This is a genomic window from Pseudomonas sp. SP16.1 (genome assembly GCF_052682975.1).
Genome location: NZ_JBQYFZ010000001.1, coordinates 2,568,876 through 2,584,084, shown reverse-complemented (window position 1 = coordinate 2,584,084; position 15,209 = coordinate 2,568,876). Strand labels below are relative to the sequence as shown.

Here is a 15,209-nt window from a genome sequence, read left to right as displayed (position 1 = left end):
AGCAGATGACGCTGCAGTTGCTGGGGTAGGCGAATAGCCGGCTGACGCGTGTGCTGTCGCCCGGGTCGATGCGTTCCCTCGGGCCCGGAGGGCTGGTTGGCGCAGCCGAACAGCAGGCCGGCCAGGATGGTCGCCACGCCGCTTTGCTTGTGCATGCCGTTCTCCTAGTTGACTGCGCGCGCCCGGCCTTCTGCAGCGGGCGTGCATCACTCAAGCAGAAGAAGGCTGGCGTTCAACTCAGGTACGGGGCGCAGCACTTCTTGAATTTCTGTCCCGCGCCGCAGGGACAGGGATCGTTGCGTCCGGCCTTGAGCGGCACGGTCGGGTCGAGGAAGTACCATCGCCCCTCGACCTGGACGAAGGACGAGCGCTCGCGGTGGCTGTGCTCGCCCTGCTCGTCGTGCCAGCGGGCGACGAAGGCGACCTGCGCATGCTCGGGCTGGCCGCCGAACAGCTCGCTGCTTTCGACCTCCAGGCCGAGCCAGGTGCTCTGGGCGCTCCAGGCGGCCATGGCGGCGCGATCCAGCGCCTGCTGCTGGGCCGGCAGGGTGGTGGCGACCAGATAGTCGACCAGGCCCAGCACGTAGGCGCTGTAGCGCGAGCGCATCAGCAGTTCGGCGCTGGGGGCGTTGGCACCGGCATGGTAGTGACCACAGCATTGACCGAGAGGATTGCCGCTGCCGCAGGGGCAGCTGGGGGCGAGCTGGCTCATCGCGTCACCACCAGTATTTGCCGAAGTTTTGCGGGTTGGCCCAGAACTTGGCGTTCAGCCAGTCCGGGACCTGCTTGTAGTCGAGCAGATCGTAGGTGAACAGATGCAGGGTCTGCTGCTCGCGGTAGAACTGCTCGCTGGCCTGCATCGCCAGGGCGAAGAAGTCGGTTTCCCGCCAGCCCGCCGCCTGCAGGTCGACCAGCACTGCGACCCGGCTGGCGTTGAGGTTGCGGATGCCGCCGAGCAGCTGCAGGCCGTCGCGCTTGGGCAAATGTTCCAGGCAGTCGACCAGCAGGGCCAGGTCGAAGCGCTGCCCGGCAAGCTCGTCCGTCAGCGCGGCGGCCGGCGCCGTGGCGATCTGACACCGCGGCTGGGCGCTCTGGAATGCGCTCAGTGCAGGCAGCTCGCTGGCCCCTACCAGCAGCAGTTTTTCCGGGGCGTAACGAGCCAGCAGGGCGGCCAGGGCCTGCTGTGGCGTGCGGGTTGAGGGGCTGGCAATCATCGAACATCCTCGAACAGGGCGGCAAAGGCTAACGCGGCGCAGGCATACGAGCTAGAGCGAGAAGAAATTATGCGCCATCACTTCTATAGCTGGCGGATTGCATAACTCCTGTCTTTACTACTCTTGAGTCGGTTATGGGCCGATGAACATTGGAGACCTAAAGTATGAGCATCACAAGGAAAGCTGTACCCCTGATTCTGGCCAGTACCCTGTTGACCGGTTGCGCCGGCCTGCAGAAGTCCGACTGGCCCACCTGTGCGGCGGTGGGCGGTGTCGGCGGTGCGGCGTTGGGGGCAATCGAGAGTTCCACCTGGGCCGGCGGCGGCGCGCTGGTCGGCGCCGGCATGGCGGCGGCCTACTGCTGGGTGCATGGCGCCGAGGAGCAGGTGGCCGTGGTCGAGGAACCTGTGGTCGAAGAAGTCGTGGTGGCCGAGCCGGCCGAGGCGGTGCGGGTCGAGCTTGACGTCAAGTTCGATTTCGACAAGGCCGTGGTCAAGCCCGAAAGCTATGAGGATATCCAGGCCCTGGCCGACTTCATGAAGCAGTATCCGCAAACCTCCACCGTGGTCGAGGGGCACACCGACTCCGTGGGCACCGATGCCTACAACCAGGGGCTGTCCGAACGTCGCGCCGGAGCGGTGCGCGATGTGCTGGTCAACCAGTATGGTGTCGAGTCCGGTCGGGTGCAGGCGGTGGGGTATGGCGAAAGCCGTCCGGTGGCCGACAATGCCAGCAGTGACGGGCGTGCCATCAACCGTCGCGTCGAAGCCGAGGTCGAGGCCCAGCCCTGACCTCAGGCAAAGCGCCAGCCGGGATCTCTCGGTTGGCGTGTGGTTCGCTTGAGCGGATCGCTTCTTGTATAGACGCAGGGCGGGGTCTTTACTCCTGTGTACCGGCATAATGCCGGTACCACAGGAGATTCCTCCATGAGAACGAAACTCTCAACGGTTCTACCCCTTCTCTTGGTCAGCAGTGTTCTTTCCGGTTGCGCGACGACTTCCAGTACGGGAGATGCGCCGCTCAACCAGGGGAACTGGCCCCTGTGCAGTGCGATTGGAGCTTTGGCCGGTGGCGGCCTGGGCGCGATCGAGAGTTCCACCTGGGCCGCAGGCGGTGCCGTTGTCGGCGCGTTGCTCGGCACCATCATCTGCTACGCGCAGGACGGCGACGAGGACGGCGACGGTGTTTTCGATCGCCGCGACCGCTGTCCCGACACCCCCGCCAACACGGCGGTCAGCCACAATGGATGTCCGCTGCCGCAGTACCCCGCGAGTGTCGCCGAGGAGCCGATGGCTCCGGCCGCGCAGGATGAGATCATCGTCCTCAATGACCTGGGCAACGTGCTGTTCGCCTTCGACTCGGCGCAGCTGACCAGCGAGGCCCATACGTTGCTCGCCGAGGTCGCTACCCGCCTGACCGGTGCCAGCCTGGTCAGCGTGAAGGTCATCGGTCACACCGACAGCGTCGGTTCGGATGCTTACAACCAAGGGCTGTCCGAGCGTCGCGCGCGCAGCGTGGCGGATTACCTCGTCGCGCAAGGCGTGCCGGGCGAAAAGGTCGGCATCGAAGGTCGCGGCGAGAGCCAGCCGGTGGCGGACAACGGTAGCGATGCCGGACGTGCGCAGAATCGACGCGTGGAACTGCACGTGGCGCGTTGAACCCGTTCTGCAATCGACGGGGGCCGTCAGGCCTCCGTACTTTTTCTCCTGCCTGTCTTGCGCTCCTGCGCCGGTCACGTTCGAACCGCGACGGTTGCCGGGCATTTTCTGCCGGGGGACTGGCCGGGACCTCGGCCAGCGGTTAAGGTGCGGCACCATCGGAAAGACCACGGGCGAGGGCGGGGATGCAAGCACTGACGATGCTGGGCAAGGCGTTGGCCGGATTGTTCTGGTTGGCAGTTGGCGCGGCTCTGGGCAACTGGCTGGGAAGTCCATTCGCGCAGCTGCTCTATCTGCTGGCCGCATCGCTGCTGCTGATTCACGGTATGGAGCTCTGGCTGTTCGGCGATCGGCTCAAGGGGCGGGCCAATCCCTGGCTCGATCGTTTGCAGGTCCTGCTGTTCGGCGTCTTCCACCTGCTCAGCCAGAGGGTGGAGGAGCCCCTCGAGGAGCCCTCCGTGCCTGCGGGCGAGGAGGTGGCGCATGCGTAACCTGTCGCTGCTGTTGTGTCTCGCCACATCCTCGGCGCTGGCCGACGGTCGCCTGCAGGTGGCGCCCCACACGCTGCTGCGCTTGCCAGCCAGCGCCGGGGTGCTGCAGTTGGAGCGCCTCGAGGTGGCCGAGCAGGGGACCCTGCTGGTGCCCGCCAGCATCACCGAACTGCATATCGACGAGTTGCATCTGGGCCGCGCGGCGCGCATCGGCGTCGCGCCGAGCCAATGGCCGTTGCGTCTGAAGGTACGCCAGGCCCACGTTGCCGAGGGCGCCTGGATCAGCGCTCAGGGCGCGCCGGGCAGTGCGCTCAGGCCGGCGACCGTGGGGCGTGCGCTGAGCCTGCGGCTGGAGCGGGCCGAGATCCACTCGTTGACGGTGGATGCGCGTGGCGGTCGTGGCGCGCCGGGCCAATCGGGGCTCGATGGCGCCGATGGTCTGGCCGGGGGTTGCACCTGGGGCCGCGCCAGCCGCGGGCATGATGGCCGGAATGGCGGCGACGGCAAGGCCGGTGCCATGGGTGGCCGGGTTCGCCTTGAGGTACCGCAGGGGCTGGCGCTGGACGGCGTTCAGGTGCTGGTCGCCGGTGGCGCCGGCGGGGTCCCCGGTGCGGCCGGCGCGGGCGGGCGCGGCGGCGCGGCCAAGGGTTGCCTGCTCTACCGCGTCGAGGGCGCCGCCGATGGCAAGCCGGGGCAGCCCGGAGAAGCGGGCGATCCTGGGGCTGACGGCGAACTGGATGTGCTGCGTTTCTAGCCTTCGCCAGGAGGCAGCGCCCAGGTGCGCCGGTGCGCCGGTGCACCTGGGCGCTTCAGAAGCTTGGGCGCAGCGCCGCGATGCTCACCAGCAGCAGGCCGAGCAGCAGGTTGCCGCCCACCACCTTGCGAATCTTGCCCAGGACCGCGCCGCCGGCCGGCCAGTCCTCGGCCTGCACCGCACGGCGCAGCTCCGGCAACTGCAGCATCTGCACGCGCAGGAACAGCGCCAGCATGGCCACGTACAGGCCCATCATGATGTGCACGTGGCGCGGTGCGTTGTCGAAGCCGCCATAGCCCAGGTGCAGCATGCCGATGCCGCTGAGCGGCAACAGCAGCACCGCGGCCCAGACCCAGACGAAGAAGCGCTTGAACACCTCCAGCCACAACCGCAGCCGCGCCGGCGCCTCCAGTACCCCGGCCGCCGCCGGGCGCAGGATCATCCAGGCGAAGAACATACCGCCGACCCAGATCAGGGCGGCCAGCAGATGCAGGGTGTAGAGCGGGGCGTAGGGCGTCATGCGCGGTCTCCGGTCGTTTCGGCGGGGGCGATCGGCAAGTGAGTCAGCGCCGGATCGATTGGCGCGCTATGATAGCGGCCGATTCGCCAATACTGAAAATTTATCCAGCCTTTTCCGTCTCCAGATCCCCATGCTCAGCATCGAACTCAAGTCCCAGATCCAGGGCGCCTATTCCCGCTTTCTCGAGGCCAAGTCGCTCAAGCCGCGCTATGGCCAGCGCCTGATGATCGCCGAGATCGCCAAGGTGCTCGGCGCGATCAAGACCGACGACGAGGGCAAGCGCCTGGGCGAGCCCGCCGTGGTCGCGGTGGAGGCGGGCACCGGTACCGGCAAGACGGTGGCCTACAGCCTGGCCACCATTCCCACCGCCAAGGCCGCCGGCAAGCGCTTGGTGATCGCCACCGCCACGGTCGCCCTGCAGGAGCAGATCGTGCACAAGGACCTGCCGGATCTGTTGCGCAACAGCGGCTTGAATTTCAGCTTTGCCCTGGCCAAGGGCCGCGGCCGCTATTTGTGCCTGTCCAAGCTCGACCACCTGCTGCAGGACGGCGCCGCGCAGAGCGCCACCGCCCAGCTGTTCGAGGAGGAGGGCTTTCGTATCGATGTCGACGAGCAGGGCCAGAAGCTGTTCACCGCGATGATCGAGAAGCTCGCCGGCAACAAGTGGGACGGCGACCGCGACAGCTGGCCCGAGGAGCTGGAGGACAGCCGCTGGTCGCAACTGACCACCGATCACAGCCAGTGCACCAACCGCCATTGCCCGAACTTCCAGCAGTGCGCCTTCTACAAGGCGCGCGAGGGCATGGGCAAGGTCGATGTGATCGTCACCAACCACGACATGGTCCTGGCCGACCTGGCCCTCGGAGGCGGCGCCGTGCTACCCGACCCGCGCGAGACCATCTACGTGTTCGACGAGGGCCACCACCTGCCGGACAAGGCCATCGGCCACTTCGCCCACTTCACCCGTCTGCGCAGCACGGCCGACTGGCTGACCCAGATCGACAAGAACCTGACCAAGCTGCTGGCGCAGAACCCGCTGCCGGGCGATCTCGGCCGCCTGATCGAGCAGGTGCCGGAGCTGGCCCGCGAGCTCAAGACCCAGCAGCAGTTCATGTTCGCCGCCTGCGAGCAGCTCGCCGACTTCAAGGCCGGCGAGGACATGGAGGGCCGCGAGCGCCCGCGCCATCGCTTCGTCGGCGGCGTGGTGCCGGAGCATCTGACCGAGCTGGGGCTGGAGCTGAAGAAGGGTTTCTCCAAGCTCAACGACCTGTTCACCGGCGTCACCGAGCTGCTCAAGGAAGCCATGGACGGCGAGGGCGCGGTGGGTATCGCCAGCCACCAGGCCGAGGAATGGTATCCGCTGTTCGGCAGTCTGATGGCGCGGGCCAAGGGCAACTGGGAGCTGTGGCTGGCCTTCACCGCCGAAGACCCCGAGGACAGTCCGCCGATGGCGCGCTGGTTGACCCTGGCCGAGAGCGGTGCGCTGTTCGACATCGAGGTCAACGCCAGCCCGATCCTCGCCGCCGAGACGCTGCGGCGCAACCTGTGGAACGTCGCCCATGGCGCCCTGGTGACTTCGGCCACGCTGACCGCGCTGGGCACCTTCGAGCGCTACCGCATGCGTGCCGGCCTGCCCAAGGTGGCGGTCAGCGCCATTGTGCCGAGCCCCTTCCATCATGCCGATGCCGGCTTGCTACGCGTGCCCGACCTCAAGGCCGACCCGCGTGAGGCTGCCGCGCATACGGCGGCGATCATCCGCGAGCTGCCGGCCCTGGTGGCAGGCAGTCGCGGCACCCTGGTGCTGTTCTCCTCGCGCAAGCAGATGCAGGAGGTGTTCGACGGCCTGGATCGCGACTGGCGCAAGCGGGTGTTCATCCAGGGCAACCTGTCCAAGCAAGAGACCCTGAACAAGCACAAGGCGCGCGTCGATTCCGGCGAGGAGAGCGTGCTGTTCGGCCTGGCCAGCTTCGCCGAGGGCGTCGACCTGCCCGGCGCCTACTGCGAGCACGTGGTGATCGCCAAGATTCCCTTCGCCGTGCCGGACGATCCGGTGGAGGCGGCGCTGGCCGAATGGATCGAGGCGCGCGGCGGCAATCCCTTCATGGAAATCGCCGTGCCGGACGCCTCCCTGCGCCTGGTGCAGGCCTGCGGCCGCCTGCTGCGCACCGAGGCCGACCGCGGCACCATCACCCTGCTGGACCGGCGGGTGGTCACCCAGCGTTATGGCAAGGCAATCCTGAATGCCCTGCCGCCGTTTCGCCGACAGGTCGACTGAGCTGCGGCCGCTGGTCAGCGGCGCCGAACCCGCAAGCGAAACGCCACTCCAATGAACGTCGGTGGCTTGCACGCCGACGCAATGGTGGTTACCCGAGATCGGGAGGGCAACATGGCTACGAGAATGACTAAGTTGCTGGCGGCTGGCGCCTGCGCGCTAATGATGGCGGCGCTGACGGCGCCGCCGGGCAGTGTCCTGCTGGACTCCGCCGAGGCCAGGGAAGGAGGCGGTGGCGGAGGTGGCAACGGCGGTGGCGGCCGCGGTGGTGCCGGTGGCGGTCGAGGCGATGGTGGCGCGGGCGTTGGCGGCGGCGTGGGGCGCAGCGGCCAGGCCGAAGCCGGCGGTCATGGCAAGGGCCTGGCCAGCCGCGGCGACAACCGCGGCAGCAGTACCTCCGCGGTGGCCCGCTCCGACGAGACTTCGGGGCTGGCCAAGGCCATGAGCGTGGTGTCGAGCACCGCCGCCTCGGTAGCGGCCAGCCTGAACCTGCAGAGCGTCTTCGACCGGCAGGCAGCGCGCGACGAGGTGGACGAGGCGCCGGTCGAGTAAGCCTGGGCCCATGACCGCTCGGCCGGTGGCGGTACCGCCGCCGGCTCCAGGTGCTGCATCCTCGGGCGAGGCGTGGCAACATTCGCGCTTTTCGCCGGCAAGGATCCTCCCTGTGCAGATTCAAGGCTACTTCGACCTCAGGTTCGAACCTCTCAAGGACGCCTTCGCCTCGCTGTTCGACGACCCGCAGGAACGCGGCGCCGCGCTCTGCGTGCAGATCAGCGGCGAGACCGTGGTGGATATCTGGGCCGGGGTGATGGACAAGGACGGCCAGCAGGCCTGGCACGGTGACACCATCCTCAACCTGTTCTCCTGCACCAAGCCGTTCGCCGCTGTCGTCGCCCTGCAGCTGGTGGGCGAGGGCAAGCTCGACCTGGATGCGCCAGTGGCGCGCTACTGGCCCGAGTTCGCCGCCGCCGGCAAGGAGCGCATCAGCCTGCGTCATCTGCTCTGCCACCGGGCCGGCCTGCCGGCGCTGCACCAGATGCTGCCGGCCGAGGCCCTGTACGACTGGCAGACGATGACAGCCGCGCTGGCCGCCGAAGCGCCCTGGTGGGCGTTGGGCGAGGGCCACGGCTATGCGCCCATCACCTACGGCTGGCTGATCGGTGAGCTGATCCGCCGCGTCGAAGGGCGCGGCCCCGGCGAGAGCATCGCCGCGCGCATCGCCAAGCCGCTAGGCCTGGACTTGCATGTCGGCCTGGCCGACGACGAGTTCCACCGGGTGGCGCATATCGCCCGCGGCAAGGGCAACCTCGGCGACGCCGCGGCGCAGCGCCTGCTTCGGGTGATGATGAGCGAGCCGGGTGCGCTGAGCACGCGCGCCTTCACCAACCCGCCGTCGATCATGACCAGCACCAACAAGCCCGAATGGCGGCGCATGCAGCAGCCGGCGGCCAACGGCCACGGCAACGCACGCAGCCTGGCCGGTTTCTATGCCGGCCTGCTCGACGGCAGTCTGCTGGATGGCGAGCTACTCGGCGAAATGACCCGTGAGCACTGCGTGGGCGAGGACCGCACGCTGCTCACCAGCACCCGCTTCGGCCTCGGCTGCATGCTCGACCAGGCGCAGCTGGGCAACGCCACCTACGGCATGGGCCCGCGCGCCTTCGGTCATCCCGGCGCGGGTGGCTCCAGCGGCTTCGCCGATCCCGAGCGCGACGTGGCGTTTGGCTTCGTCACCAACAATCTTGGACCGTTCGTCTTAATGGACCCGCGTGCGCAAAAACTTGCGCGCGAGTTGGCGCAATGCCTGTGACAGGCGGTCTAAACTGCCCTACAGAGACTTATCAACAATGAAAAAATCCGTTTTGACTGTTAGAGCCGGGGGGCTTCATGCGCGCCAATAAGATCTTCGCCTTCACTTGCTGCCTGTTGATCGCCGGCTGCGCCGGATCGGAAAAGAAGGAGGTCGCCAAGGCGGCTGCCGTCATGCCGCCGCCCCAGGTCACCCGGGCCTGGCTCGACGAGTACGAGCCGCGTGTGCGTGAGGCGGTCAAGGGCAGCGACTTCGAATTCGAGCGCCGCGAGAACCTGCTGGTGGTGACCGCTCCGGTGCAGAAGGCGTTCAACCCGGACCGCCCGCACATGCTGTTGCCGGCGAGCCTCGGGCCGATCAGCCGCGTGGCCAAGCTGCTGGAGGCTGACGAGGACGTCGCCGTGGTGGTGCTCGGGCACGCCGACAGCAGCGGCGACGCCGCACGGAATCGCGATCTCAGCCAGCAGCGTGCACGCGCCGTGACCTCGATCTTCCGTCTCAGCGGCCTCAAGCAGAACCGCCTTCAGCTCATGGGGCTGGGCTCGGACATGCCGCGCGCGGCCAACGACAGTGCCGCCGGTCGCGCCCTCAATCGCCGCGTGGAGATCCTGCTGACCTCGCGTGACACCATGCTCGGCCTGATCGCCAAGTACAGCAAACCGGCCGGGCTCGCCCCGAATGCCGGACCCAAGGTAGCTGCCGCAGATCAAGGAAAGCTGGGTAAGACCGAGTAAGCTTGGCGGCATTTCCCGGTACTGAGGAACTGCCATGATCCAGACGCTTGCCGATATGCGGCGCGATTACACACGCGACGGCCTGAGCGAAGCCCAGGCCCCGCTGGAGCCTTTCGCCCTGTTCCGCCAGTGGTTCGACGATGCGGTGAAGACCGAGCAGTTGCCGGTCGAACCCAACGCCATGACCCTGGCCACGGTGGACGAGGAGGGCAGGCCACATTGCCGGGTGCTGCTGCTCAAGGGCCTCGATGAACGGGGCTTCACCTTCTTCAGCAACTACGACAGCGCCAAGGGGCGCCAGCTCGCGGCCCGTCCATTCGCCGCGATGACCTTCTTCTGGCCCGCCCTGGAACGCCAGGTGCGCATCGAAGGACGGGTGGAGCGGGTCTCCCAGGCCGAGTCGGACGCCTACTACCAAGTCCGCCCGTTGGGCAGCCGTATCGGCGCCTGGGCCTCGCCGCAGAGCCGGGTGATCCGTGATCGCGCCGAGCTCGAGGGGCTGCTGGCCGAGACCGAGCGGCGTTTTCTCAACCAGGCACCGCATTGCCCGCCGCACTGGGGCGGTTATCGCCTGCTGCCCGAGCGCATCGAGTTCTGGCAGGGCCGGCCGAGCCGCCTGCACGACCGCCTCGATTACCGCTTGGTGGGCGAGGCCTGGTTGCGCGAACGCCTGGCGCCCTGATCCTCGATAGCGCTGGCCATGTGCGCAGGATCGCCGGCATGGGCGAGCCTACTCGCACCCGGTCGGCGGATCGTCGCCGGCATGATCGACGCCTGCGCCGCTTTGCTGCGTTCGCCCCTGCCGAGGTCGCCCGTATGAAGATCGTCATCGCGCCCGATTCGTTCAAGGAGAGCCTCTGCGCCCCCGAGGTGGCCGCCGCCATCGCCCGTGGCTGGCAGCACGTGTTCCCCGACGCCGAATGTCTGCTGCGGCCGATGGCCGACGGCGGCGAGGGCACGGTGGACGCGCTGCTAGCCGCGGTCGGCGGTCAGCGCCGCGAGTGCCGGGTACGCGGGCCCATGGGCGATCCGGTGGCGGCGCACTGGGGGTGGCTGGGGCAGGGCACCGCGGTAATCGAGATGGCCGCAGCCAGCGGCCTGCACTGGGTGCCGCGCGCGCGACGCGATGCCCGCCTGGCCAGCAGCTTCGGTACCGGCGAGCTGATCAAGCAGGCGCTGGACGCCGGTGCCGGGCGGATCATCCTCGGCCTCGGCGGCAGTGCCAGCAACGATGGCGGTGCGGGCTTGCTGCAGGCCCTGGGCGTGCGCTTTCTCGACGCCAGGGGGCGCGAGCTGGGCCCCGGCGGCGCGGCCCTGGCGGCGCTCGAACGGCTCGATTCGAGCGGCCTGGATGCGCGGCTGCGCGAGGTACGGATCGAGGTCGCCGCCGACGTCGACAATCCGCTGTGCGGTCCGCGTGGGGCCTCGGCGGTGTTCGGCCCGCAGAAGGGCGCCACGCCCGAGCAGGTCGCCGAGCTCGACGACGCCCTCGGCCGCTTCGCCGCGGTCGCCGCCGCGACCCTGGGCGAGGACCATGCGCAGTTTCCCGGCGTCGGCGCTGCCGGCGGCCTGGGTTTCGCCGCGCGCGCCTTCCTGGCGGCCAGCTTCCGCCCGGGTATCGAGCTGGTGGCCGAGTTGTCCGGGCTGGCCGCGGCGATGGCCGGCGCCGACCTGGTGATCACCGGCGAGGGGCGCATGGATGTGCAGACCCTGCACGGCAAGACGCCGGTCGGCGTGGCACGGGTGGCCAGGCACGCCGGAGTTCCGGTGATCGCCCTGGCCGGCAGTCTCGGTGAGGGCTACCAGGCCCTCCACGATGCCGGGATCGAGGCCGCGTTCAGCCTGGCGCCGGGGCCGATCTCGCTGGAGCAGGCGCTGGCAGGTGCCGCCGAGCAGCTTGAGGCGCGCGCCGTGGATATCGCCAGGCTGTGGCGTCTCGCCAGCCGGCTCGCGGCGCCGCGGTGGCAGGGCAGTCAGGACAACGCCGGCGCGGCGGGGCGCGAACCTAACTGAACCCTCTCTGTCCGAATCAACTATTGTAGAGGCATGGCCGTGACAGCCGCCCAGGCGCGGCGTCTAATGGATGACGAAACTTCTGGAGGAATTGCTATGCGTAAGCCCACTCTGCTCATTACCTCGCTGGCGGCGTTGCTGGCCCTCGGTGGCTGTGCATCGAGCCTGACCGGCGACAGCTACAGTCGCGACGAGGCCCGGGCCGTGCAGACCGTGCGCATGGGCACCATCGAGGCGCTGCGACCGGTGAAGATCGAAGGCACCAAGACGCCCATCGGCGCCGGTGCCGGCGCGGTGGTCGGCGGTATCGGCGGTAGTACGGTCGGCGGCGGGCGCGGCAGCGCGGTGATGGCGGTGATCGGTGCGGTGGCCGGCGGCCTGCTCGGCGCGGCGGCCGAGGAGGGCCTGACCCGCACCCAGGGCGTGGAGATCACCGTGCGCGAGGACGATGGCACCCTGCGCGCTTACGTGCAGGAAGTCGAGCCGAACCAGGTGTTCCGGGTCGGCGAACGGGTGCGCATCATGACCGTCAACGGCACCAGCCGCGTTACCCACTAAGGTGATGGGCAGGAGCCGGAGCAGCCTCGGGTTGCTCCGGCTTTTTTGTGCCCCGGCGGCTCGCCGGCTGGGGTAGGTCCCGCGCCGGAACATGGCAAGTCGCGGTCGTTCGCGGATGATCCCCGGCGTTCGCCTTTGACATCGGCCTGTGGCTGTTAGGCTCCCGAGTCGCAACCCTTGTGTGAGACTGTACGCGCAGCCGGTGCGTTTAGTAATAATTCAATACATGACGGTGCATTGATAGTTATGGATAATCGGCCGTTATTCTTGTGCCGACAACGACTTAGCTGCTCCGTCGTGGTGCACGGATGATCACCGTCAGGGAGTTGCGACTCCAGTTCTCGCCGCCGGGCCAGCCATGTCCGGCGGGCTTGCATTAAGGGGTTTTGCCGATGGCGCTTGCGCTGATTGTCGCCTTGCCATTTCTTGGGTTGTTTCTGCCGGTGCTGGCCGAACGGCTCGGACGTTCCGCCTGCGCCGTGGCTGCCGCACTGGCGCCGCTGATCGCTCTGGTGCTGCTGTTCAGCCAGCAGCCCGGGGTGTTCGCCGGCGAGGTGCTGCGGGTCAAGCTGGAGTGGCTGCCGCAACTGGGCCTGCACCTCAGCCTGCGTCTGGACGGTCTCGGCTTTCTGTTCGCCCTGCTGATCCTCGGCATCGGCCTGCTGGTGATCCTCTACGCCCGCTACTACCTGGGCAAGAGCGAGCCGATGGGGCGCTTCTTCGCCTTCCTGCTGCTGTTCATGGGGGCCATGCTCGGCGTGGTGCTGTCGGAAAACCTGCTGCTGATGCTGATGTTCTGGGAGCTGACCAGCCTGTCGTCGTTCCTGCTCATCGGCTTCTGGGGGGCGCGCTCCGATGCGCGCAAGGGCGCGCGCATGGCCCTGGCGATCACCGGCGGCGGCGGCCTGGCGCTGCTCGCCGGCATCCTGCTGATCGGCCATATCGCCGGCAGCTTCGAGCTGTCCCAGGTGCTCGCCGCCGGCTACGCGATCCGCGCCCATGAGCTGTACCCGCTGGCTCTGGTACTGGTGTTGCTCGGCGTGTTCACCAAGTCGGCGCAGTTCCCCTTCCATTTCTGGCTGCCGCACGCCATGGCGGCGCCGACACCGGTGTCGGCCTACCTGCACTCGGCGACCATGGTCAAGGCCGGGGTGTTTCTCCTGGCGCGCCTGTATCCGGCGCTGGCCGGATCCGAATGGTGGTTCTACATGGTCAGCCTGACCGGGCTGACGACCCTGCTGGTCGGCGCGGGCATGGCGCTGTTCCAGCATGACCTCAAGGGCCTGCTGGCCTACTCGACCATCAGCCACCTGGGCCTGATCACCCTGCTGTTCGGCCTCGACTCGCACCTGGCGGCGGTGGCGGCGGTGTTCCACATCATCAACCATGCGACCTTCAAGGCGTCGTTGTTCATGGCCGCCGGGATCATCGATCACGAGACCGGCAGCCGCGACATGCGGCGCATCAACGGTCTGTGGAAGTACATGCCGCATACCGCCGTGCTGGCCATGGTGGCGGCCTCGGCGATGGCAGGGGTGCCGCTGCTCAACGGCTTCCTGAGCAAGGAGATGTTCTTCACCGAAACGCTCAACCAGCACCTGCTGGGCAGCTTCAACTGGGTGATCCCGGCGGCGGCGACCCTGGCCGGGGTGTTCTCTGTGGCCTACTCGCTGCGTTTCATCCACGACGTGTTTTTCAACGGCGAGCCGATCAACCTGCCCAAGTATCCGCCGCACGAGCCGCCGCGCTACATGAAGGTGCCGGTGGAGATCCTGGTGTTCCTCTGCCTGCTGGTCGGCATGCTGCCGGCCTACACCGTGGCGCCGCTGCTGGCCACGGCGGCCTCGGCCACCCTTGGCGGCCGCGTGCCGGAGTACAGCCTGGCGATCTGGCACGGGGTCAACCTGCCGCTGATCATGAGCGTGGTCGCGTTGGGCGGCGGCATCCTGGTCTACGCCCTGCGCCAGCCGCTGTTCCGCTGGTACGCCGGGATGCCCAGCGTCGATGCCAAGCTGATCTTCGAGCGCGTGGTGGTCAGCCTGTTCGGCGCCGCCACGGCGTTCACCCAGTGGCTGGAGAACGCTTCGCTGCAGCGCTACCTGGCGTTTCTGCTCGGCGCCGGCGTGCTGGTGGTGGTGCTCGGCCTCGGCCCGTTGCCGCAGCTCAGCGGGCCGGTGGCGCTGAGCCCGGTGGATGGCATCACCTCGCTGGGGCTGGGCATCCTCACGCTGGCCGCGCTGGCCACGGTGATCTTCCACCGCCAGCGCCTGGTTTCGCTGCTGATGCTCAGCGTGGTCGGCCTGATGGTGGCGCTGGCCTTCGCCCGCTACTCGGCGCCGGACCTGGCGCTGACCCAGTTGTCGGTGGAGGTGGTGACCATCATCCTGCTGATGCTGGCGCTGTTCTTCCTGCCGGCGCAGACCCGCGTCGAGTCCAGCAGTCTGCGCGCCCTGCGCGATTTCGGCCTGGCCATCGGCAGCGGGGTGATGGTCGCCATGCTCGTCTTCGCCGTGCTCACCCGCCCTTACGACAGCATCGCCGGTTACTTCCTGGCCAATAGCGTTTCCGGTGGCGGCGGCAGCAACGTGGTCAACGTCATCCTGGTCGACTTCCGCGGCTTCGACACCCTCGGCGAGATCAGCGTGCTGGCCATCGCCGGCGTCGGCATCTATGCCATGCTCGACGGCCTGCGCCTGTTCCAGCCCAACGCCGATGCGCAGGGGCGCAGTTGGGCGCGGGACCGCCATCCGCTGATCCTCGCCACGCTGTCGCGGGTGTTGTTGCCGATGGCGCTGCTGATTTCCGTGTTCATCTTCCTGCGCGGTCACAATCTGCCCGGCGGCGGCTTCATCGCCGGCCTGGTCACCGCGGTGGCGCTGATCCTGCAATACGTCGCGAGCGGCGTGCAATGGACCCAGTCGCGCCTGCCGCTGAACTATCACCGCATGGCCGGCGCCGGGGTGTTGATCGCCGCCACTACCGGGCTCGGCAGCTGGCTGTTCGGCCGGCCGTTCCTGACCTCTGCCTTCGGTCATTTCCATATTCCCCTGGTGGGAGACATCGAACTGGCCACCGCCATGCTGTTCGATCTGGGCGTATACCTGACCGTGGTCGGGGCGACCCTGCTCATCCTCGCCAACCTGGGCAAGCTGACCCAGGAAAAGCCCGGACAGGAGGTACTCTGA

The 15,209-nt window shown here is 68.0% G+C and carries 14 protein-coding genes and 1 pseudogene; 12 read left to right on the top strand and 3 right to left on the bottom strand.

The window, feature by feature from the left end; genetic code table 11:
- Positions 1–232 precede the first annotated feature (232 nt).
- Both ACUTAF_RS12475 and ACUTAF_RS12470 read right to left on the bottom strand, forming a co-directional pair.
- Positions 233–712 (bottom strand): YchJ family protein, encoded by a 480-nt coding sequence (locus tag ACUTAF_RS12475; protein WP_445580260.1) that lies wholly within the window; start codon positions 710–712, stop codon positions 233–235.
- 4 nt (positions 713–716) lie between these two features.
- Positions 717–1,214, bottom strand: coding sequence for a DUF6231 family protein (locus ACUTAF_RS12470; protein WP_445580259.1), 498 nt, complete (start codon positions 1,212–1,214; stop codon positions 717–719).
- Positions 1,215–1,651: 437 nt separating this feature from the next.
- On the opposite strand from ACUTAF_RS12470, the pseudogene ACUTAF_RS12465 reads away from it, so the two are divergent.
- The 4 genes and pseudogenes from ACUTAF_RS12465 to ACUTAF_RS12450 form a co-directional block, all read left to right on the top strand.
- A pseudogene (locus ACUTAF_RS12465) lies at positions 1,652–2,005 on the top strand (OmpA family protein); the annotation flags it as partial.
- A 135-nt stretch (positions 2,006–2,140) separates the two neighbouring features.
- Positions 2,141–2,872 (top strand): OmpA family protein, encoded by a 732-nt coding sequence (locus tag ACUTAF_RS12460; RefSeq protein WP_445580258.1) that lies wholly within the window; start codon positions 2,141–2,143, stop codon positions 2,870–2,872.
- 185 nt (positions 2,873–3,057) lie between these two features.
- Positions 3,058–3,363: a DUF1145 domain-containing protein gene (locus ACUTAF_RS12455; RefSeq protein ID WP_445580257.1), complete on the top strand. Its 306-nt coding sequence runs from the start codon at positions 3,058–3,060 to the stop codon at positions 3,361–3,363.
- The gene (locus tag ACUTAF_RS12450) at positions 3,356–4,117 is read left to right on the top strand and encodes a collagen-like protein (RefSeq protein WP_445580256.1); all 762 of its coding nucleotides are present in this window, start codon (positions 3,356–3,358) and stop codon (positions 4,115–4,117) included. The genes ACUTAF_RS12455 and ACUTAF_RS12450 overlap by 8 nt, the downstream gene beginning before the upstream one ends.
- 55 nt (positions 4,118–4,172) lie before the next feature.
- Here the strand turns inward: ACUTAF_RS12450 and ACUTAF_RS12445 are convergent, their stop codons facing one another.
- The gene (locus ACUTAF_RS12445) at positions 4,173–4,637 is read right to left on the bottom strand and encodes a CopD family protein (protein ID WP_445580255.1); all 465 of its coding nucleotides are present in this window, start codon (positions 4,635–4,637) and stop codon (positions 4,173–4,175) included.
- A 130-nt stretch (positions 4,638–4,767) separates the two neighbouring features.
- On the opposite strand from ACUTAF_RS12445, the gene dinG reads away from it, so the two are divergent.
- The 8 genes from dinG to ACUTAF_RS12405 all read left to right on the top strand — a co-directional run bounded on the left by dinG (position 4,768) and on the right by ACUTAF_RS12405 (position 15,209).
- Positions 4,768–6,912, top strand: a complete 2,145-nt coding sequence (dinG, locus tag ACUTAF_RS12440) for an ATP-dependent DNA helicase DinG (RefSeq protein ID WP_445580254.1) — start codon at positions 4,768–4,770, stop codon at positions 6,910–6,912.
- Between the two features lie 123 nt (positions 6,913–7,035).
- On the top strand, positions 7,036–7,461 hold the full coding sequence (locus ACUTAF_RS12435) for a hypothetical protein (RefSeq protein ID WP_445580253.1): 426 nt from the start codon (positions 7,036–7,038) through the stop codon (positions 7,459–7,461).
- A 112-nt stretch (positions 7,462–7,573) separates the two neighbouring features.
- Positions 7,574–8,719 (top strand): serine hydrolase domain-containing protein, encoded by a 1,146-nt coding sequence (locus ACUTAF_RS12430; protein ID WP_445580252.1) that lies wholly within the window; start codon positions 7,574–7,576, stop codon positions 8,717–8,719.
- Between the two features lie 77 nt (positions 8,720–8,796).
- The gene (locus tag ACUTAF_RS12425) at positions 8,797–9,453 is read left to right on the top strand and encodes an OmpA family protein (protein ID WP_445580251.1); all 657 of its coding nucleotides are present in this window, start codon (positions 8,797–8,799) and stop codon (positions 9,451–9,453) included.
- Between the two features lie 34 nt (positions 9,454–9,487).
- Entirely contained in the window at positions 9,488–10,135 is a 648-nt protein-coding gene (gene pdxH / locus ACUTAF_RS12420) for a pyridoxamine 5'-phosphate oxidase (RefSeq protein WP_445580250.1), read from the top strand.
- Between the two features lie 134 nt (positions 10,136–10,269).
- Complete coding sequence (locus tag ACUTAF_RS12415) at positions 10,270–11,466, top strand: glycerate kinase (protein WP_445580249.1); 1,197 nt, start codon at positions 10,270–10,272, stop codon at positions 11,464–11,466.
- Positions 11,467–11,562: 96 nt separating this feature from the next.
- Positions 11,563–12,024 (top strand): outer membrane lipoprotein, encoded by a 462-nt coding sequence (locus ACUTAF_RS12410; RefSeq protein WP_445580248.1) that lies wholly within the window; start codon positions 11,563–11,565, stop codon positions 12,022–12,024.
- A gap of 392 nt (positions 12,025–12,416) precedes the next feature.
- Positions 12,417–15,209 carry a monovalent cation/H+ antiporter subunit A gene (locus ACUTAF_RS12405; protein WP_445580247.1) on the top strand — a complete coding sequence of 931 codons (2,793 nt, stop codon included), beginning with the start codon at positions 12,417–12,419 and terminating at the stop codon, positions 15,207–15,209.